The 21246-nt window shown below is 41.3% G+C and carries 21 protein-coding genes and 1 riboswitch; of the genes, 2 read left to right on the top strand and 19 right to left on the bottom strand.

The window, feature by feature from the left end; all coding sequences use genetic code 11:
• Positions 1-1378 (top strand): IS4 family transposase (locus Q7P97_RS04010; protein ID WP_303966915.1); only part of this gene is annotated, 1378 nt, incomplete at its 5' end.
• 635 nt (positions 1379-2013) lie between these two features.
• On the opposite strand, the gene Q7P97_RS04005 is transcribed toward Q7P97_RS04010, so the two are convergent.
• The 12 genes from Q7P97_RS04005 to Q7P97_RS03950 form a co-directional block, all read right to left on the bottom strand.
• Positions 2014-2595 carry an ECF transporter S component gene (locus Q7P97_RS04005; protein ID WP_085428782.1) on the bottom strand — a complete coding sequence of 194 codons (582 nt, stop codon included), beginning with the start codon at positions 2593-2595 and terminating at the stop codon, positions 2014-2016.
• Between the two features lie 190 nt (positions 2596-2785).
• Positions 2786-2920: riboswitch (FMN riboswitch) on the bottom strand.
• A 72-nt stretch (positions 2921-2992) separates the two neighbouring features.
• Positions 2993-4192, bottom strand: a complete 1200-nt coding sequence (locus Q7P97_RS04000; RefSeq protein WP_303966909.1) for a hypothetical protein — start codon at positions 4190-4192, stop codon at positions 2993-2995.
• A gap of 1 nt (position 4193) precedes the next feature.
• The gene (locus Q7P97_RS03995; RefSeq protein WP_303966906.1) at positions 4194-4721 is read right to left on the bottom strand and encodes a sigma-70 family RNA polymerase sigma factor; all 528 of its coding nucleotides are present in this window, start codon (positions 4719-4721) and stop codon (positions 4194-4196) included.
• A 48-nt stretch (positions 4722-4769) separates the two neighbouring features.
• Entirely contained in the window at positions 4770-6560 is a 1791-nt protein-coding gene (locus Q7P97_RS03990; RefSeq protein WP_303966903.1) for an ATP-binding protein, read from the bottom strand.
• A complete protein-coding gene (locus tag Q7P97_RS03985; RefSeq protein ID WP_085133365.1) occupies positions 6557-7276 on the bottom strand; it encodes a response regulator transcription factor in 720 nt (239 codons plus the stop codon). The genes Q7P97_RS03990 and Q7P97_RS03985 overlap by 4 nt, the downstream gene beginning before the upstream one ends.
• Before the next feature lie 104 nt (positions 7277-7380).
• On the bottom strand, positions 7381-8565 hold the full coding sequence (gene ccsB, locus Q7P97_RS03980; RefSeq protein WP_303966892.1) for a c-type cytochrome biogenesis protein CcsB: 1185 nt from the start codon (positions 8563-8565) through the stop codon (positions 7381-7383).
• Complete coding sequence (resB, locus tag Q7P97_RS03975; RefSeq protein ID WP_303966888.1) at positions 8556-10214, bottom strand: cytochrome c biogenesis protein ResB; 1659 nt, start codon at positions 10212-10214, stop codon at positions 8556-8558. The genes ccsB and resB overlap by 10 nt, the downstream gene beginning before the upstream one ends.
• Before the next feature lie 15 nt (positions 10215-10229).
• Positions 10230-10766: a thiol-disulfide oxidoreductase ResA gene (gene resA, locus Q7P97_RS03970; protein ID WP_303966886.1), complete on the bottom strand. Its 537-nt coding sequence runs from the start codon at positions 10764-10766 to the stop codon at positions 10230-10232.
• Between the two features lie 104 nt (positions 10767-10870).
• Positions 10871-11602 carry a pseudouridine synthase gene (locus Q7P97_RS03965; RefSeq protein WP_085428774.1) on the bottom strand — a complete coding sequence of 244 codons (732 nt, stop codon included), beginning with the start codon at positions 11600-11602 and terminating at the stop codon, positions 10871-10873.
• Positions 11603-11709: 107 nt separating this feature from the next.
• Positions 11710-12714, bottom strand: a complete 1005-nt coding sequence (locus Q7P97_RS03960) for a D-alanyl-D-alanine carboxypeptidase family protein (protein ID WP_303966883.1) — start codon at positions 12712-12714, stop codon at positions 11710-11712.
• Positions 12711-13331: an SMC-Scp complex subunit ScpB gene (scpB, locus tag Q7P97_RS03955; protein WP_483315726.1), complete on the bottom strand. Its 621-nt coding sequence runs from the start codon at positions 13329-13331 to the stop codon at positions 12711-12713. Before scpB ends, Q7P97_RS03960 begins: the two co-directional genes overlap by 4 nt.
• Before the next feature lie 4 nt (positions 13332-13335).
• Positions 13336-14067 (bottom strand): segregation/condensation protein A, encoded by a 732-nt coding sequence (locus Q7P97_RS03950; RefSeq protein WP_303966877.1) that lies wholly within the window; start codon positions 14065-14067, stop codon positions 13336-13338.
• 27 nt (positions 14068-14094) lie between these two features.
• On the opposite strand from Q7P97_RS03950, the gene Q7P97_RS03945 reads away from it, so the two are divergent.
• Entirely contained in the window at positions 14095-14613 is a 519-nt protein-coding gene (locus Q7P97_RS03945) for a DUF309 domain-containing protein (protein WP_303966874.1), read from the top strand.
• Here Q7P97_RS03945 and Q7P97_RS03940 read toward each other — a convergent pair.
• The 7 genes from Q7P97_RS03940 to Q7P97_RS03910 form a co-directional block, all read right to left on the bottom strand.
• The gene (locus tag Q7P97_RS03940) at positions 14610-14984 is read right to left on the bottom strand and encodes a GNAT family N-acetyltransferase (protein ID WP_303966872.1); all 375 of its coding nucleotides are present in this window, start codon (positions 14982-14984) and stop codon (positions 14610-14612) included. The genes Q7P97_RS03945 and Q7P97_RS03940 overlap by 4 nt on opposite strands.
• A 180-nt stretch (positions 14985-15164) precedes the next feature.
• A complete protein-coding gene (gene lysA / locus Q7P97_RS03935; RefSeq protein ID WP_303966869.1) occupies positions 15165-16490 on the bottom strand; it encodes a diaminopimelate decarboxylase in 1326 nt (441 codons plus the stop codon).
• 86 nt (positions 16491-16576) lie between these two features.
• Positions 16577-18034, bottom strand: a complete 1458-nt coding sequence (locus Q7P97_RS03930) for a spore germination protein (protein WP_303966866.1) — start codon at positions 18032-18034, stop codon at positions 16577-16579.
• Between the two features lies 1 nt (position 18035).
• A complete protein-coding gene (locus Q7P97_RS03925) occupies positions 18036-18824 on the bottom strand; it encodes a SigF/SigG family RNA polymerase sporulation sigma factor (protein ID WP_303966864.1) in 789 nt (262 codons plus the stop codon).
• Between the two features lie 3 nt (positions 18825-18827).
• Positions 18828-19274, bottom strand: a complete 447-nt coding sequence (gene spoIIAB / locus Q7P97_RS03920) for an anti-sigma F factor (RefSeq protein ID WP_085428766.1) — start codon at positions 19272-19274, stop codon at positions 18828-18830.
• Positions 19264-19617, bottom strand: coding sequence for an STAS domain-containing protein (locus Q7P97_RS03915; protein WP_085428765.1), 354 nt, complete (start codon positions 19615-19617; stop codon positions 19264-19266). Before Q7P97_RS03915 ends, spoIIAB begins: the two co-directional genes overlap by 11 nt.
• Before the next feature lie 329 nt (positions 19618-19946).
• Complete coding sequence (locus Q7P97_RS03910; protein WP_303966918.1) at positions 19947-21242, bottom strand: pyrimidine-nucleoside phosphorylase; 1296 nt, start codon at positions 21240-21242, stop codon at positions 19947-19949.
• Positions 21243-21246 lie beyond the last annotated feature (4 nt).

The following is a 21246-nucleotide window of genomic DNA, read 5'->3' as shown; positions in this document are numbered from 1 at the left end:
TATGTCTATCAACCATCATTTTGACATGCTTGAACAATTACTTTCATTGATCCATCCTGAAAGAGTGGATGCTTTGGCTAAGGAAACCGGTTTTATCAAGCGTAAAAGACAAATCACTGCTGGTGATTTTCTTATGCTCCTCTTTAAAAATCACGGAAATTTACTAGACTCCTCCCTTCAAGAACTTTGTGTAAAGTTGAGTCTGGATCAAGACATTTCTGTCAGTCGAACTGCTATTGACAAGAAATTCACGCCTGAAGCAGCGGAGTTTTTACTTCGATTGATTCATGAGGTAGTCATTGTACAGAATCAACTGGATTTGTCATCACTACTAAGTCAAGACACACTTCCATTTACTAGTATACGCGTTATGGATTCTACATTCGTGAGTGTGCCAGATCATTTGAAATCGCGTGCTAAAAATACACATCAACAATCAGCGAAGGTGCATTTTGAATTCGATCTACTTTCAGGTCAATCAACATTCCTTAAAGTGGATTTCATCCATATCAACGATGCCAAAATGGGAAGTGAGAGGCTTCCTTATGTAGTCGAAAACGAGCTTTGCATGCAAGATTTAGGCTATTTTAGTTTTGAACAATTTAAAAGAATGGATCAATCGGGTGTGTTTTTTATATCAAAAACACGAAATGATATGTATCTGGCCTACAAAAATCCCTATCCTACTTATCATAAGAATGGAAAGCCGATAAAAAGTAGTCAATATCATCGAATTGATCTAGTCGAGCTGTGTAGAAATTTACAACCTGGAGAGTATTTAGAGTTAGAGGATGTGTATTTTGGAGGTGAGGCCCACTTTCCTGCACGTTGTATTATTTTTTCCCATGGGGAAAAGCAAATAGAAAACAGATTAAAAAAGATTGACAGAAGAACAACGAAGTCAGGAAAAGAACCCAAACAGGTAATACGTGATTTGGCAGGGATCACGGTATATATGACGAATCTACCTATATCAATTTCTGAAAAACAGGTGACGCTGTTATATCGGCTTCGTTGGCAAGTCGAACTTCAATTCAAAGTATGGAAATCTTATATAAAAATTGATCATTTTAAATTGGTAAAAAACCCACGTTGGTTGTGCCATTTATATGCCACTCTTCTCGTGTGTATAATAAGTCAATTCATTGCCTATCAAATAAGGAACATCATTTGGGAGGAAAAAGAGATGGAAATTAGTGAGATGATTGCCGTACGTACAATCTCGAATGAAGTGTTACCTAAGTTATACGGAATTTTCCACAGAAAAAAGAAGGGATGTATAGTGATCTTCCAAGCAGTGATCCAATTACTTTGTAAAACTGCTAGAAAACCCAGATCCGCCAATGGAACTGCCATACATCACCTTCTATTTAACTGAAAAAAATTAATTTTTTACGACACGAGAGCGTCGTTTATTTAGCGTGCTTACAAAGATCTTACCCTTTTAATCACGCTAGTAAACCATGGATAGTGCATGGGATGCGGGTTATAAATTTACTGTGAATTCTTAAGTTGACAGCTATGATGGCTTGAGCCTCCTCGGCGCTTCGCTTCTGCGGGGTCTCAAGGCTCATGCTTATCCCGCGGGAGTCGCCGCTCGGAACGAAAATCCCTGCAAAGTATGGGGTAGCCACTTATTGTTATCCCCTAAAGCTAGGATTGTAAATAGTCTCTACCTAATGCGAGACATAATCTGCGATTTTATTTGTCATTGAACTTAATATAGTTCAATGACAACAATAATTCACAAACTATCGACAGTGTGTGATATACATATATCCACTTTATATGTAAGGATTGCAACGGAAGATGGGTGCGACTCTGGGAGGATCAAGCCGACAGGTGAGACAATTAAAGGAACGAAGTGACTAGTTGGCTCAACGCGGCCCCTCCAGAAAGCGTCCCCCAGCTGCAGTGGAAATCCCTTGACGTTACAATTGCCACACTTCCCACTTTCCACTTACATAAAAAACCAGCCTTCCCTGTTTGCAGGAAGACTGGCACTTTTATGATTTAGAACGATAATTTCTTTTGTTGCTGAAGAATCCACTTCTCCATACTTCTATATAACATCAACGTGATGACCAATAAAATGACACCCTTGACTAGGTTGAACGGCAAGATTCCTAAGATAATCATCTGATACAATGAGTCGCCAGTAACTGCTGGCATACCAAGGAAGTATGTGTACATCGGCAAGAACACTAAGTAATTCAACAAGCTCATACCTACTGCCATTGCTACTGTACCTGCGAACAATCCTGTCATCAGACCTTTAGCTGAACGATACTTCATGAAGATCCAGTAGATTGGCATAATGAATAATACACCTGTCGCAAAGTTTGCGATTTCTCCTACCGGTACTCCTGTCGGGCTTCCTGATAAGAACCAGTGCATGACGTTTTTCAATAACTCTACGCCAATACCTGCGACAGGTCCCATCGTCATGATTGCCATAACAGCAGGAATCTCACTGAAGTCGATCTTTAAAAATCCGGGCATTGCCGGGATGGGAAAGTTAAACTGCATCAACACCGTTGAAATACTCCCCAATATTGCCACCAAAATTAGCTTACGTAACTTCTTGTTATTCACTTGTTCCTCTCTCCTTTTGCGATTCACTTCAAAAGAGGAAAGGCTTGCACATCTACTGTTCCGCGAAAAATCCCTAAAGCAAAATATGCCTTAGGGAGAGTAAAATGCACTGTTAAGAGCAGATAAATTTAATGAATTTATCCGTCAGAAAACAAGCACCATTTTTGCGTACACAAAAAGATGGCTGCACCTTCACCTTCTCCCATCCAGACTATACTGTCGGCTCCGGAATCACACCAGAATCAGCTGTTAAGCTCGCGGGCTAAAAGTAGAAAACTACTCCATTTCCGCCGGTCGGGAATTACACCCTGCCCCGAAGATGAATCAATATTTAATTATGACTCTATTGTAGCGTAAAAAAACTGTTTTGTAAACTTTACGAGTTTACAAAACAGAATTATTCGTTAATCAGAAACTTAGGGTTTGCACCGATCGGTTTTTCGATCGCTTGTGTAAAATCAAAGCGCCCCCACTGATCTTGCACAACTTGATCAAATTCTACTTGCTTATCAAAGCTAGCCGCTGTTAGTAAAATCCCCTCAATCAGTTGCATAGCTTCTTCATATGGTAGATTATCTAAGTCCAGCATTTCACTAAATTTCACGCGTACTTTCTTCTTTTCATCCGTAACCGTGAAGTTTACTCCATCAGGAACAACAGTCGAGTAGATATCGTTTGGTGTCTCTTTCACCGCATTTAACGCTTCTTCTACTGTAGCGTAAGCCTTACCAAAATTCGTCGAAAGTACTACTTCACCATCCGATTTCTCAAATCGATAGTATGCCTGACGCGAATTATTACCTGTTATGATAAGAGGTTCTTCAACTTTCCCTACTTCATCAAACGTAACGGGTGATGCGTCTTCTTGTAGAAATTGGATTTCATCAAAACCGTAGAATGTATCTTGTATAGACAGATTGAGCATCTCAAGTGTCGCACTGGATCTATCATAGGGATGGTCAGCTGAAAACTTCATTTGAACTTGCTTTCCAACTGATGAAACTGTCGCCATATAAGGGTGATACTCTGTGAAGCCAAGTGACACTTCATCTATTGTATTCGCATACTCATTATAGAGTGCCACTGCGTCTGGGGATGTCCCTAGACCTTCAGGAAGGCGTTCATTTGGGATCAAGAACGTCATAGGAACAATAGTCGCCTGATCGGTAGCCAGTCCAATACGGAAAGCTGTGTGATCGATGAGATCATCTGGATAAGCAGCATGGGTAAGTGGCGCTGCAACCTGTTTGGTATAGACAGAGGGTTCACTCGAATCTTCAGACTGCATTTCTTCACTATTTTCCATCTCGGTAGGGCTTGCTGATTCGCTTGTAGTTGCTTTATCCATCGATACTTCATTGTTCTGTTGAAGGAAAGTTGGTATGAGTATAGTGAGCAACAGGACCGCTGCTATTGCTGCAATAATTGATGGCCATTTAGATTTTGACGGAATTTTCTTCGGCTCTTCATGTTCTGTAAGCCTGGCATCGTTTTTCAATCGTTGCAAGATTTCTTCTTTAGACCGTCCATCTTCCACAACTGGCATACCACGTAAACGTTTCTCCATATCGTCTTCATTCCACTTATCGTTACTCATCTCATCCCCCCTCCTTCACAGAACGTACGTCAAATTTCGTTTTCAAAGCTTTTATTGCACGATGCTGTGTTGTTTTCACTTTACTTTCGGTCCATTCCAAAACTTCTGCAGTTTCAGCAACCGAAAGATCTTGGAAAAACCGCATGAGGATGACCATCTTTTGATCACCCGTACAAGTGTGCAATACTTCAAGCAATTGTTTCTGTTGTTCATCTGCTTCGATGAATTCCTCAGGTAGTTTATCAGTTGCGGTCAATTGCTGTGTTTCCCAATCAAAATGAATATTAATATGCTTTTTGATAGTTGATTGTTTTCGGAAATAATCAATAGACACATTTTTCGCTATCGCAAATAGCCATGTTTTCTCGGAGCTTTTTCCTTCGAAACGGCCGTATGATTTAAGAACACGCACATATACTTCATGCATTAGATCTTCCGCTACCTCCCGATTGCGAGTTAGATAAATCAGGAAGTTAAATACATCACGGTTATAGTCTTCATACAAACGTTGGAAAGCAGAGTCATCCATTCAATCCCCTCGCTCTGTAATAGTAGTCGTTTCAGTACAGGAAAAGTTTCATTTATTTATTGCGTTAAATGGGAGCGAACAAATAAAAATTGTTCCTCTTTCATCACCACGTGTCGCTAAAATCGACCCATCATGAGCTTCCATAATATTTTTTGCAATAGCTAAACCAAGTCCCGTTCCGCCTTTTCCTCTAGTTCTTGCTTTATCGGCTTTATAGAAACGTTCAAAGACGAACGGCAAGTCTTTTTCAGGGATACCGACGCCTGTATCGGCTACTGTAATATCGAGCATACCAGCAGATTTGTAGACACCTAACTTCACAGCTCCACCATCCGGGGTGTGACGGATAGCATTGTCAATCAGATTGGTGAATACTTGTTCTAGACGGTCTTCGTCAGCTGTCACGAGTAGAGTGATCGTTTCCTCAGTTTCTAGCGATAAATCTACCTCTGCATCTTTTGCAACTTGTGAAAACTTTGTTACCATGCGGTCCAAAAACTCTACAATCGATAAAGGTTCTTTATGAAGTTGAATGTAGCCAGACTCCATTCTTGCTAAATTCAGCAAATCTGTGACTAGACGACTCATACGTTTTGACTCATCATGAATGATCTGTACCATTTCCATACGCTCTTCTTCACTGCTCACTACGTCATCAATGATTGCTTCACTGTACCCTTGCAACATCGAAATCGGCGTCCGTAGTTCATGCGATACGTTAGCAATGAAATCCGAACGTAACTTATCCAATTTATGCTGTTCAGTCATATCTCGGAATACCGCCACAGCTCCACGTATACTGTTCTCACTGTACAATGGGCTAATAGAAATCACATAAAACTGACCACCTAATTCCAATTCATCTTCCACTTCCTCAGCAAACGATATAGCATGCTCCAACATATGAAAGACTTCTTTAGGCAATGGATGATTCTTTTTCTCATTAAAGCCATACCACTTTTTCAACAGTAATTCGGCTTGAGGATTTTTCAGCAGAATAGAGTAATCTTGATTAAACGTCACCACTGCGTCTGTCATTGAGGTGAGAATGCTCGAAAGCTGTTCTTTCTCTTGCTTAATCAATTCGATATTATACTTCAATTGGCGTCCCATCTGATTAAAAGCCGTAGCCAACTGACCAATTTCATCTTTTTGCGCAACCGGCAAATGCGTATCGAAATTGCCTTTAGACAACTCAAACGCCGCTTGCTTCATTTTACGTAATGGCAACGTGATTCGCGTAGATAGGAAAAATGCAAAGAATGTAGTCAAAAGAAAGGCAATAAAAGCAGACAAGAATACGATATTCGTTGTACTTTTTGTTGTCCGGTGCACAGCATCTAAACTTTGATACATGAGTACACTCGCTTCTTCACCACTTGCTTGTTTAAATGGATAGGATAAAATTAAAAATTGCTCCATGACATTTTTTTCTGTCAATGAAGGCAATATCATTTCTTTCATTTTTTGTTTACCTAGTTCAGGCGACTCGAATAAAACGCTTTCAGAAAGAAGCTTCTCTTCAATTTCATCCTTACTTGAGGACGTATGGAATGAATATAAGATATCGCCCTGTCGATCAACTACAATTGCATTCGTCTCCAAATCAAGGATATCTTCTATAATCTGGTGAATGGAATCATTCGTTTGTCCGTTGCGATCGTTCACAATCTTGCTGATGGTGGCAGCTTCCCTCTGCAAGGACTCTTCTGCTTGTTTCGTATGGAAGTTATCCAGAAACTCAAGCAAGAACAGTGTGACAATAAACAGGACAAACGAAACGAGAAGCAATATGGTTGCCCATAGCTTCCCGACAATTGAATTCCATATTCGCATCACTCGTTCGGAACCTCGAACTTATAACCGACACCCCAAACAGTGACAATCATTTTTGCTGCCCGTTCTGAAACTCGGCTCAATTTTTCACGGAGTCTTTTGACGTGTGTATCCACTGTACGTAAATCTCCAAAGAATTCGTAATGCCATACTTCCTTCAGCAATTGTTCACGATCAAATACTTTGTCTGGTGATTTCGCTAGGAAATATAATAATTCATATTCTTTCGGCGTTAAATTTACTTCTTTCCCTTCAGCTGTCACACGATGTGCGTCATGGTCGATCGTTAGTTGTGGGAACACCACTAAATCTTTAGACGTCGTGTTAGACGACACATTAGGGAATGCAACCGAACGTCGGAGCATAGCCTTGACGCGTAAAACTACTTCTCTTGGGCTGAATGGCTTGACGATGTAATCATCTGCACCACTTTCAAACCCGCTTACACGATCCGCTTCTTCACCTTTTGCTGTCAATAAAATAACAGGCGTCATAATTTTATTTTCACGCAGTTCAGCTAATACTTCCATGCCATCTTTTTCAGGCATCATCACGTCGAGCAATATACAATCATATTGTCCAGCAAACACTTTTTCTAACGCATCTGCTCCATCGACTGCTTCTTCAATTTCATAACCTTCTCTAGATAAATACATATTCAATAGGCGACGAATGCGATCCTCGTCATCCACCACTAAGAGCTTCACTGTTTCTTCCACAATTCATTACCCCTTTCGACAACCTTCTATCTCCATTGTACAATTACTACCCTATAAAAAGAAATAAAAAGACTGCATGACAATTATTGTCATACAGTCTGATTTTATGCATAGGAGTGTAAACCTGCAATAATTAAGTTTACGGCAATTAGGTTGAACATGATGATAACAAATCCGATGACAGCAAGCCATGCAGACTTTTTGCCTTCCCAACCTTTTGATAAACGCAAGTGAAGGAATGCAGCGTAGAACAACCATGTAATGAGTGCCCACACTTCTTTTGGATCCCAACCCCAGAATCGTGACCAAGCTTCATGTGCCCAAATCATAGCGAAAATTAAAGCACCGAGCGTGAAGACTGGGAAACCGATCAACACAGCACGATAGCCGATTTCATCCATCAATTGAGAATTCGCCTTCCGCGCTAGCGGTTGGAATACGGCAGCGAGTGGTTTGCGTGCAATTAAGCGTAATAGTACGTAAAGCACTGAACCTACTGCAATAGACCAAACTAGAGAAGACATTTTTTGAGCGTTGATGATCGGAGGCAACTCCACCCAAGGTGTCATTTTATCCGGCGTCATTGCTTCATACTCATTCATTCCGAATAACGGAGGAACGTGATATGTGATTTCAGCTGGCACTTGATCTTTATTGATATATGTGAATTCAGCTTGATAATCCATTACTTTAAATGTTGTAGATGCCACAACAAATCCAAGTACTAAAACTAGCGTATACATAACCGCTTCAATCCAAAAACGCGATTTGGATTTCTTTGTCATGTCAATATTTTTCACCAAATATACAAGCCCTGCTATCGCACTGATTGCAAGTATAGATTCACCAATAACCGTCGTGATTACGTGGATGAACAACCATTTACTCTGCAATGCAGGGATTAGCGGAGTTACGTCAGTCGGGAACATAGTTGCATACGAGATAATAATAATCGCAACAGGTAATGCAAACAATCCGAGTGATGGTGTTCGGTATATTAGATACAACATGATGAATGCTCCAACAAGCATCATACCGAACGCAGTCGTAAATTCAAACATATTACTTAATGGAGCGTGACCTGACGCAGCCCATCTAGTAAAGAAATAGCCTAGGTGAGTAAGGAAACCGATGATTGTAATTACAATACCAATTGTTCCCCACTTACTATTATGATAAGCCTTTTCAGATTTCGATTTTTTAATTGCCCCACCAAAGAACATTGTTGCCACTAAATACGCAACAAACGAAACTAATAATAAATTACTACTAATGGTAACTAAGTCCATATTTCCTCGTCCCCTTCCTGTTCTGGCTTGTCCAACTCAGGATCCTGACGATCTATATAAGCAGGCAAGTCTGCAGTTTCTCGTAATGTGTCTAGCTCTTTACGCAAAGAGAACCAGTTTTTATTCGTATGTGCAGCAATCAATAGATGTCCTTCTGTATCTTCTTGAATCCATACTCTGCGGTGTTGCCAGTACATACCTTGAATAACACCAATCATAAATACTAAACCACCGAATAAGAGGATATATAATGTCTTATCTTTACGGATTGTTAAACCAGAAATATTTCGTGTCTCGGCAGCTGCGAACTTAATCGCGTAATCGTTCTCTTCTACTTCAAGCGTTTGACGAATAGCAACGAAACTCTTTTCACCTTCTGGCTTATCAGGTGTGTTCATTTGGAAAATGAACGCTGGGTTATTTGGAACAGGTGACTTCGAGAATGGTTCTCCATCTTTAATTCCATCATAGTCGGGATAAAAACCAAGCATATTCACGCTTGAGCCGTTTCCAAGATCATATTCCTTCTCAGGGTCACTTAAATCTACAGTAAATTCTCCTAGTGAATCTTCAGTAGATTTATTTACCAAATTAAATGTCATGCTTTTAAGCTCATCCAGTTTATAATCCATCTGGAATACATTATACCCATCAAATTTCAACGGCTTGTTGACATTGATAGAGTAATCCTCTACCTTTTTTAAACTTTCACTACCAGGTAATGCTCCCTCTTCTTGTTTATACAAAGCAACGTCGGTTGTATACGATTTAGCGATAGCGCCATTTTTCTCCAACGCCTTACCAAATACTTCTTCCGCTTCTTCTTTTGTATAATTCTCAAGAGTGAATTTTTTATTTTCAAGTACATAACCTGGTGCTCCAACGATATTACGTGTTTCTCCTTCACGGAGCCACATCGCCTCGTCCACATAAAAACCAGGTATTCCTCTAAGCAGAACGCCTGAAATGAAAATAATTAATCCGACGTGATTGACATATGGGCCCCAGCGTGAAAACCGATACTTTTCAGCTAAAATTGCACCGTCTTCTGTTTTTACATTGTAGCGCATAGCTTTTAGTTTCTCAGCTGCTTTTGCAAGGGACTCTTCGGTATTTTGGACATCGCCTTCTCCGAAAATCCGCTGACGCTTCATAAAGGATGGGTGACGACGTGTACGTTGCTTTTTAAGTGATTTATAAAGCGGAATAACCCGGTCGATACTTGCGATAATAATAGAAGTTGCGAGCATACCGACTAATACTTTAAACCACCAGCTATTATACATATCATAAAAGCCGAATTGGTAATACAGTTTTCCTACCGTACCATACAGGCGCTCGTAGTACTCCAAATAGCCTTCAGGCGTAGTAGCAGGTACATAAAACTTCTGCGGAAAGATTGTTCCAATTGCTGAAGCGATTAATACCGCTGCAATAATACTGACGCCAATCTTGACACTGGAGAAGAAGTTCCATATTTTATCTACAATGGAACTCTTATAGGTTTGAGATCTTCTAGAAGACCCCTCGTAACGCATATCTACAACATCACTTTTTTTTGCTTTCTCAGATAAGGGACGACCACACTTCTCACAAAGCTCTGTACCATAAGGATTTTCATGCCCACATTGGCATTTGATTTTGCTCATTGAGTAACAATCTCCTTACTTTGGTTGAATGCTTTCCAAATACTCATAAATTTGTTGATCTGTCATACCCTGTTTAATGACTTTCGTTATCTTTCCTTCTGGATTGATGAGGAAAGTTGTAGGTAATGGTTTGATATTATACAAATCCATCACAGTTTTATTCTTATCCCATAACATCGGGAATGAAAGGTTCATATCATCTCTAAAGAGCTCTATTTTCACTTTGGGTTCTCCTACGTTGACTGTCAGGATATGTACACCCTTCGCTTCAAAGTCTTTATAGAGATTCTCCATATGAGGCATTTCCTTTTTACAAGGTGGACACCATGTTCCCCAGAAATTCAAGAATACGCCTTGCCCTTTGTAATCCGACAAGCGATGTTCATTTCCTTCTAAATCTACAAGCTCAAAATCAGGCGCCATATCACCTTCCGCCAATACTTTTACTTTATCTTTTGAAGTAATTGCGTAGATCAAAATTGCAGCTAAAATTAATAGAAGGGCTGTTCTACTAATTAGCCTGATAGTCTTTTTGTTTTTCTTTTTGGCCAATCATGTAACCTCCTGTCTAATTTGCGTTCCAATTGCTATTATAGCAAAACGTAAAATCAGTTGGGACTGCACTAGTGATAGGTTTGTGAACATTCAACGCTTTCTTAGCCGATCTTTCCTGTTTCTGCCAAGACGCGTAGTTGTTTCAATTCATGTCTAGTTAACTCACGTGCCTCTCCAGCATTCAATCCGCGTGTAGTCAAGTTCGCAAACTCTTCACGCTTCAATTTTTGCACGGGACAATTAATTGCGTCGAACATTCTTCGTACTTGACGGTTACGCCCTTCATGGATTGTGATCTCGACAATCGCTGAATTGGTTTTTTTATCCGAACTTGTCATTTTCACACGAGCAGGAGCCGTACTGCCATCATCTAATTCAATTCCTGTCTCCAGCTTTTTAAGATCATCGCGGGAAGGAATTCCTTTTACTTTTGCTACATATTTCTTTTTGATTTCAAACTTTGGATGAGTCATTAAGTAAGAGAAGTCCCCGTCGTTCGTCATCAACAACACGCCTGATGTATCATAATCCAATCTGCCAACCGGGAAAATACGCTGGCTGACTTCTGGCACTAAATCCATAACTGTTTTGCGACCCTTTTCGTCATCTACTGTTGAGATATAACCACGTGGTTTATAAAGCAGATAATAGACAGGAGTTTCTTTTGTTAACTGAACGCCTTCTACCTCAATTGTGTCCATTCTAGTAACTTTAGTGCCTAGTTCTGTCACAACTTTACCATTTACTTTAACCAAGCCATCCAATATAAGTTTTTCTGACTTTCTTCTTGACGCTACGCCGGCTTGTGCCAATACCTTTTGTAATCTTTCCATGGGTTCCTCCTTGATGTTACATACTGAAAAAATTATGTCATACTTTCGGCTAAATGAAAAGAAGACTGACCTATGTAGGTCAATCTTCGAAATAGTATGTTTTCTACTCACTTTTCGGACTCGATCTCGACTGCCACCGTCTTAATTGGTTCTGTACCTAAATAAATAGACCAATAGCCTTTTTTCTGTAGTTCATCTGCTTGTGGAATCTGTAACACATTGGACAACATTTTCTTCTCTTCTTTCGTTACAAGCAACTTTACAGATTGATCTAGCTTTGCAACCAGATGTGGAAATACTTGATACTTCCCTTTTTTCACTGCAGTATACGATTGATATTCAGAGAACACCCGCTCTGATAACTGTTTATGAACTTGCCAATCATCTCCGTTATTTAATGTAACAACAATGACGGACTTTCCATCCTTTTCGAAGTAGGTAGCCAATGTACGTCCTGCTGCTTTTGTGAAGCCTGTTTTACCTGCAATAGCAGTTGGTTCAGATATCACTAGACGATGTTTGTTTTGCCAACTATTTTTTCCGTGTTCTGTTTCAAAAGGATAGTTCTTTGTAGAAGCTATTTTACGAAACTCTGGATTCTTCATGGCGAAATATAACATTCTAGCTGTATCATACGCAGAAGAGAGGTGATGCTCGCCGTGCAAACCGGATGGATTCATAAAATGCGTTTGCTCCAAGCCATGACTTTGCGCTACTTCATTCATCAAGTAGACGAACCCTTCAAGTGAGCCACCCGCATGTTCAGCGAGCGCCTGGGCTGCATCATTACCTGAACGAAGCATTAAGCCATACAGTAAATCTTTCGTCTTCATTACTTGACCCGTTTCTAGATAAATGGATGATCCTTCTGCCGTCGCGGCTTGTGAGGAAATGACTGTTTCCTCTTCACTCGGCTTTAACTCCAAAAACGTATAAGCCGTCCACATTTTAGTCAAACTGGCTATGGGTAGCGGTTCATGCTCATTTGATCCCATCAGCAATCTTCCATTTTCCCCGTCTATTACTGCATATGACGCGCCTGCCGCTTGACTACTTGCAGGACTCATCACTAATCCGACTACTAGTAGAACGATGAACGAAATCTTTCTCAAGCATCATGTCCTCCTTCTTCTGTATTGGAAAACGCTTCTTGGAATTTTGTCATGAACAAATCTGTCTCTTCGGATGTTTCTTGTTCTTCGTCAATTGATAGCGGTGGCATATCTTCGAGTGAAGCCAGTCCAAAACGATCTAAGAAGAAAGCTGTCGTACCATATAAAATCGGCCTACCAGGACCATCCATACGGCCTACTTCCTCTACAAAGCCTTTAGCGGCCAACGAAGACAATGCACGCTCAGACTTCACTCCACGCAAGTCATCGATCTCTACGCGCGTCACAGGCTGCTTGTAGGCGATGATCGCTAACACTTCAAGTGCAGCTTGTGTAAATGTAGACGGCTTCGGATCTTCCAGCATTCTCTTAATATCGTTTGCCCATTCACTCTTCGTCACTAAGCGGTAGCTTCCACCATAACTTTTTAGCGTAATCCCCCTTGTATCATCGTCGTCATATGCGGCTTGCAACGAAATCAGCACTTGTTCTGCTTTTCGCTCTTCGCATTCCAACAACGTAGCTAACTGCGCAAGGGTTAATCCTTCTTCACCTGCTACGAATAAAAAGCTTTCCGTCATACCGATGAAACGTGTTTCAATATCCATACCTCTCATCCCTTCACATCAACGAGATTCGTAATTCTTCAAAGTTATTGCTTTGGCGTACTGTAACTTCTTGCAATTTCATCAGTTCGAGCAACGATAGAAATGTCAAAACGAGTTCAGTCACAGTTGCCGTTTCAAAAAGAGCATGAAAATCACATTCACCGCCACATAGTTCAAGTTTACTCATGATCGAAGACATCTTATCGCCGACAGATTGCTCTGACTTTGTTATACTCGCTGTAAGAGGCAGTTTTAGCTTTTTTCTGTGTAACATTTTTTGAAACGCACCGATTAAATCAAAGACATTCAGTTGCTCTTCCGTTTCCGTTACAAGTGGGACACCGTAGTCCGTTAAGTCTTCAGGTTCTTTTGTGAAGTGTTCATCACGATTCGCTGCGGATTCACGTAGTGAATGTGCCGCTTCCTTAAATTTCCGATATTCCATCAAACGGGCAATCAATTCTTCACGTGGATCCTCCTCATAACCGAATTCTTCGATAAACGCTTCTTCTTCATTAACCGGCAACAGCATTTTACTTTTCACTTCTAGAAGTGTCGCTGCTAGTACGAGGTATTCGCTTAATTCATCCAAACGAAGAACACGCATGGCGTGCAAATGTTCTATGTACTGCTGTGTCAGCTCCGCCATGGGAATGTCATAAATATCAATTTCGAGCCGATTGATCAAATGTAGTAATAGATCAAGTGGACCTTCGAAAACTTCGAGTTTTACACTATAACTCATTTTACCAACCTACCTAACTAGAAAGGAATGATTTGGATGCACCCTTACTATCATCCTCTTTTTCTACAGTTTATTGTGTATTTCAATGACAATCAAGATTATTTCGAATGTCATGAAGTGCTAGAAGAATATTGGAAAGAACAAGAGAACTTTTCAAAAGATCATCCACTAACAGGCTATATTCTCATGGCTACAGGATTATACCACTGGCGCAGAGGCAATACAGCTGGCGCTTCCCGCACTTTGAACAAAGCCATCACACGTTTCCGACAAATGCCTGTACAATTTGGCGACTATCTGGAAGAAGTGGCCATTGATGACATCATTAGCAAGCTAGAGCACTGTTTGGAGAGCATTAAATCAAATGACGAATTCCATGCATTCCAACTCCCCATCTCCCCACGCTTGCAAGTTGCCGCGGATCAAACTAAACCCTCGATTGCATTATTGCCAAAAAATAGCGCGTCAGTTATTCATAAGCATATGCAGCGGGACAGGTCGGATATTCTTTTACAACGTGAAGAAAAGAAGAAGGGCAGTCATTAAAGATCTGCGCCTTCTTCTTTTCGTAAGCAACTTTGTATAAAGGGTTTGGTAAAATCAGTGCCTTCACAGCTGTATCCCGGATAAATCTCCTGCAATTCCTTCATCATCTTGTACGCAATTCCTTCTCCACGAAACGATGGATTAACCGAAATATGCTGGACAGTATACGTCTTAGCCTCATCATTTATTTCTACACCTATTAAACCAATGAAATCCTCTGCTTCTTTATAAAGAAATAACTGCCACTGTTCTTCGCAAATATACTGCTGAACAGTTTCTTGTAATTTACATAACATTTTCTCACTAGGGATATATGATAAAAAACCCATAGCAATTTTCTCTTGTGCCTTCTTAAAGCGAATAAGATTCAATAGTAACCCCTTCTTTTCAGAAATCCTCTGTATAGTTTACACCAATACGCCGTTTTCTTCAACTTACGCATTATTTATAGCGCGGATCGATCACCGGAACAACTAAATACCAATAGATGACACCCCAAACAATCGCCATCACAACAATGGAAGCGAAGAGAATGATGTTTTTCTTTTTCATCAGATATTCTCCTTCTCATTGGATTGTAACGGAAGATCCAATTTAATAATGTCTTCGTAAGTTTCGCGTCTTACTACTAACTGATGCTCGCCCTCTTCAGCAAACACAACAGCGGGTCGTGGCAATCGATTATAGTTGCTAGCCATGGAGTACGTGTAGGCTCCTGTACAAAAGACAGCTAGTAGATCGCCTGTTTCCACTTTCGGTAAAGCGGCTTGTTCTATTAATTTATCGCCTGACTCACAGCATTTACCTGCTACAGTCCATTGCTGATCATGTGGTTCGTTCATTCGATTGGCGATCGCACTAGAATAATGTGCGTCATATAAAGCAGGACGTATATTATCAGACATTCCGCCATCTACTGCTACGTATGTACGGACACCCGGCACAACTTTCGTACTGCCTGTGGAATAAATGGTCGTTCCTGCATCTCCAACAAGCGAGCGGCCGGGTTCAATCCAGATTTCAGGAATAGGATACTGACATTCCTCTGCCATCTTCTTCACTACATCTGCCATTTCTTCTACATATACGGCTGGTTCTAGCGGCGTATCTTCTTCTGTATAACGAATACCAAATCCGCCGCCAAGATTTAAGACTGGACAGATAAACTGGTAGTTCTTCCGCCATTCCACCATTCTTTCCATCAGCACTTCCGCTGCAAACTTGAATGCATCGGTTTCAAAAATCTGAGACCCAATATGGCAATGCATACCGAGAAACTGAATATATTCATGATCATACAGCGAACGGAATGCGTCATCAGTTTGACCATTTTTCAAGTCAAAGCCAAATTTCGAATCTTCCTGTCCCGTCGTAATATAGTCATGTGTATGTGCTTCAACGCCTGGTGTTACGCGAATCAGAACGTTCATTATTTGCTTGCGCTCTTGCGCAACATCTTTAATCATGTCGATCTCCAAGAAGTTATCGACTACGATACAGCCAATGCCCTCTTCAAATGCATACAAGATTTCTTCTCTACTTTTATTATTTCCATGGAAATGAATACGTTCACGGGGAAAACCTGCCGCTACAGCTGTATGCAATTCTCCACCCGAAACTACGTCAAGAGACAATCCTTCTTGTTCTGCCAACTGATAGATCGCAATGGATGAGAAAGCTTTACTTGCATAAGCAACCTGAGCGTTAATATTTTTGCGTTCAAACGTTTCTTTAAATGCACGCGCGCGCTTTTTGAATAACTCCGTGTCATACACCATAACCGGCGTTCCATACTGTGAAGCTAATTCTGAAACGTCTACTCCACCGATTGTCAGATGACCACTTTCATTCACTGCCTGTGTTCCATAAAGATGCATATCCCATACCCCTCCCGAATTCTCTCAGATAACTTTATCACAAGAAGACGGAAAGTAGCAACGAACGATAGAAGGTCTACTTATTTTTACGACATTCTGTCACGGTTTGGTGATTTCGTGATAAACGGCCGTGGGTCATCGATTGTCATAGGGAAGCGAATCAATACACGTAGTAAAGCTTTCGGGAAGAAGGGCGTGAACGGCCACAAATATGGCACATTCATTGGCTTCAATGAACATAGGTAATAATAAATGACAGCAAGCGCTATGAAGAAGCCTGGTGCGCCTAATAAGGCAGCAGAGACCAATAAGAAAATCCTGAATACCTTAGTCGTAATACTTAATTCGAATGAAGGTATCGCAAATGTTAAGATGGCACTTACTGCCACATATAGCACAACTTCCGAAGAGAATAAGCCAACGTCAATCGCCACTTGTCCAATCACAATAGCAGCAACGAGCCCCATGGCGGTCGATAGCGGGGTTGGAGTATGAATTGCGGCCATACGTAATATTTCAATACCTACATCCGCAATCATCAACTGAACAAATAAGGGCACTTCTCCCCATTCATTCGGACCGATGTACTTGATCGCTTCGGGAACGAATTGTTTTTCTACTGACATCAAATACCAGAATGGCAGCATCACTAAACTTAAAAACGTCCCAGCGAAGCGTACCATCCGGATGAATGTACCGATTAAAGGCGCTTGCCTGTATTCTTCGGCGTGTTGTAAATGATGCACTAGCGTGACAGGAACTAAAATGACGGAGGGAGACGTATCCACAATAATCGCGATATGTCCCTCGAGTAAATGCGCTGCACAAATATCAGCGCGTTCCGTATACCGAACGAACGGCATCGGATGAAAACCTTGTTTAAAAAGGAATTCCTCAAGTGATTTATCGGTCATCGTCAAGCCATCTGTTTCTAAAGCATCCAGTCGTTCCCTTACAAAGTTTAAATGTCCCTCATTTGCGGCGCCCTTCAAAAAGGTGATCGCAATATCCGTCTTACCTTTTACTGACGTTTCATGCATTTCAAATCGTAGATCCGTTGTACGTAAACGTCTTCGAATTAACGCTGTATTTGTCAAAATATTTTCCGTAAACCCGTCCCTTGAGCCGCGTATGACTTTTTCAGTATCCGGTTCTTCGGGATTTCTGCCTGGATAGGACCGCACATCAAGTGCGAATGTGAAACCATCTTTCATGACGAATACCGCTAACCCACTTAAGATCACTTTCGCGAGTTGATCTTCATCTTTCACAACTTCCAGCGAATGATACGGAAAATAATCGACCATGGCGCGATCAATATTCTCAACAGATTCACTTGTAAATAATTCATTACGGTCTTGCATTTCTGTCATTAAGGTAGTTAAGACCTCGCCATCCACTAACCCGTTCATATACAGAAGAAGTATTTCTTTATCCCATAGGTGGATCAATCGTTTAGTCGCATCGAATGTTTCATCTTCGCCAAACTGATTGATGAACCACCTTTCCCCTTCTCTTATGGACGTAAATAGTGTATCGGTCAAATTATGGTCTCCTCACCTTTTCGAGCGCTTCTTCGGCATCTGCGCCCATCCATGTTTTCATTTGTGTCAAAATCTTTTTCTCCAACCGTGATACTTGAACCTGTGATATGCCGATTCGTTTCGCAATATCACTTTGTGTGTAATCTAAATAATAGCGCATATAAATGATTGTTTGATCCCGCTTGTTCAAACGGGTAATGACATCTCGTAACGGAATATGATCGAATACCCTCTCTGACCTATCGTCGCGAAGCTGATCCATCAGCGTCAAACTGTCACCTTCACTCTCATATAATTGTTCATGTAAGGAAGCGGGATCCCTGAGCGCGTCAGAAGCGAGAATAATATCTTCCTGCTTCACTTCTAATATCTCCGCCATTTCTGAAATAGAAGGTGAACGTCCATGTTTCTTGAAAAAGTCATCGGTTGCGTGACGAATTTTATAACTCAATTCTCGAATCGTACGCCCGACTTTTACCATTCCATCGTCACGTAGATACCGTTGGATTTCTCCAACGATCATCGGCACCGCGTACGTTGAAAACTTTACCTCATATGTTAGATCGAACTTATCTATAGATTTCATCAAGCCAATACAGCCAATTTGAAATAAATCCTCTAAATCCGCACCACGCGAAGCAAAGCGTTGAACGATAGACCATACGAGTCTTGTATTGCCTTCTACCATCATTCGTCTAGCTTCTTTGTCACCCGCTTGTGATTCTTTGATGAGTTCTCGCATTTTTTCTTGTGACAATAGAGCGTGTTGCTTCTCAACAGATGCTTCCATACGTCACCTCATTCTACTTACTTCTGTGACCGGAGAAAAACTTTTCTCAAATGTCACGATTGTCCCATTTCCAAGGGTAGAATCTACACGGATACCGTCCGAGAAACTTTCCATGATAGTAAAGCCCATACCGGAGCGTTCCATTTGTGGTTTGGTCGTGAACATCGGCTCCATTGCTTGCTCTATGTCGAAGATCCCCATTCCTTCATCTGAAACCGTCATTTTTACCGAACGGTCATCTATCGTGGCGTGGATCTTCACCATACTTTTACCATCGCATTCGTAGCCGTGGATGATGGCATTGGTGACAGCTTCCGAAACAATTGTTTTAAATTCCGAAAGTTCTTCCAATGTCGGATCCAGCGGTGCGATAAAACAGGTCAGTGCCATTCTGGCAAGTGCTTCATTTTGTTCTATCGCCAGAAACGACAAGGTCAATTCATTTTTCATGTACAACCCCTCCGATTTCGTCGATTGCTTCTTCGACTGTACAAATTCTGACGACATCTCCGAGACCTGAAAATTGGAATAGCTTTTCCATTGTTGGAGATGGATTCAATATGAGTGTTTCTCCATTAACAGGGACTAGATCACGCATTCTTCCGAGTATAAGTCCGATCCCTGCGCTGTCCATGAATCCTAGATTGAAGAGGTCCCAGATAATTGCGCGTGTTTTTCCTGTGAATATAGCAGTAGATACTTCTTCTCTAATTTGGTTGGCTTCATGGTTGTCAAGTTCTCCTGCTAGCGTGATCAGGACTATGCCGTTTTCCAGTTGTGTAATAGTTGCCATGTGTAGATACGCCTCCTTCATGAAGGCATTGTCGCACATTTAGAACCGGTATCCTTTAGTTTTGACAAAACTAGTCAGCCATCTCCAAAACTTCTTACGCAGTGACAAAAATTTAAAGAAACAAGAAGGCATCTTTGATCTGCTTTCTGGTCGGACGATTTCTTGCGAGAGTCACCGTTGTGTATTTACTAACGTCACTTCATCACTCTTCACGAGCTACAACAGAGTCTGTACAGTTGGAAGCACTTTTACACATGAACGACAAAAAAACCATATACTCTGAAGAAGTCCAATTTCTGGAGACCTTCAGGTACATGGCTTTTAATAGCTTATAAAGAGTGAATCAGGGATGGTGCTTGAATTTTTTCTTTCGAGATATGCATATGAGATTGCAACAGTTTGATTGAATCATCTACTTGTTCGGTGTTTGTATGGAGTATCGCGAGCGCTTCTCCTTTTTCTACATAGTCACCTATTTTCTTGCGTAGCACAATTCCGACTGCGAGATCGATGACATCTTCTTTTGTTGCACGGCCTGCTCCTAGAAGCATCGCAGCTACACCTATTTCATCCGCGTCGATCATGGACACGTAGCCGCTTTCGATAGCAGGCACTTCTATTTGATACTGTGCTTGTGGCAATAGATTTGTATCCTCTATGACCTTTTCGTTGCCACCTTGCGCTTTGATTAACTGTCCGAATAAACGTAGCGCATCACCGTTTTCCATGACATTTTGTAATTGTTTGCGTGCGTCTTCTTGCGTTGTGGCTTGTTTCGCTGCGAGCAACATCTTGCTTCCAAGTACTAAACATAGCTCAGTTAAATCAGCCGGTCCTTTTCCTTGTAGCGTGTCAATCGCTTCTTTTACTTCTAGCGCATTGCCAATCGCAAGTCCAAGCGGCTGACTCATGTCTGAAATAACGGCACTTGTGTTTCTCCCCACTTCATTTCCAATAGCTGTCATGGCATCCGCCAATTGCTTGGAATCTTCCAATGTTTTCATGAAAGCTCCTGCACCCGTCTTGACGTCCAATACGATGGCATCTGCACCGGCCGCGAGCTTTTTACTCATGATAGAACTTGCGATCAACGGAATGCTGTTAACGGTCGCTGTAACGTCTCGGAGCGCATAAAGTTTTTTATCAGCTGGGGTCAAGTTCCCGCTTTGACCAATGACAGCGATCTTCAAATCATTGACTTGCTGAATGAATTGATCTGTGGAGATTTCCACGTGGAAGCCATCAATCGCTTCAAGTTTATCTAGCGTACCTCCTGTATGACCTAGGCCACGACCGCTCATCTTCGCGACCGGCACACCGCATGCAGCAACCAATGGAGCCAGAATGAGTGTTGTTGTGTCCCCCACTCCACCTGTTGAGTGTTTATCCACTTTTATACCTTCAATAGCCGATAAATCAATTTGATCGCCAGAGTTCGCCATAGCCATTGTTAAATAGCCTTGCTCCTCCGTCGTCATACCTTGAAAGTAAATTGCCATAAGAAAAGCACTGGCTTGATAATCAGGGATCGAATCATTCGTGTAACCTGTCACAAAAAACTCAATTTCTTCTTTAGTCAGCTCTTCCCCGTCTCGCTTGTTTTCAATAATATCTACCATACGCAACATA

The organism is Sporosarcina ureae (genome assembly GCF_029267015.1).
Classification (GTDB): domain Bacteria; phylum Bacillota; class Bacilli; order Bacillales_A; family Planococcaceae; genus Sporosarcina; species Sporosarcina ureae_D.
This window is presented reverse-complemented; position numbering and strand designations above follow the sequence as displayed.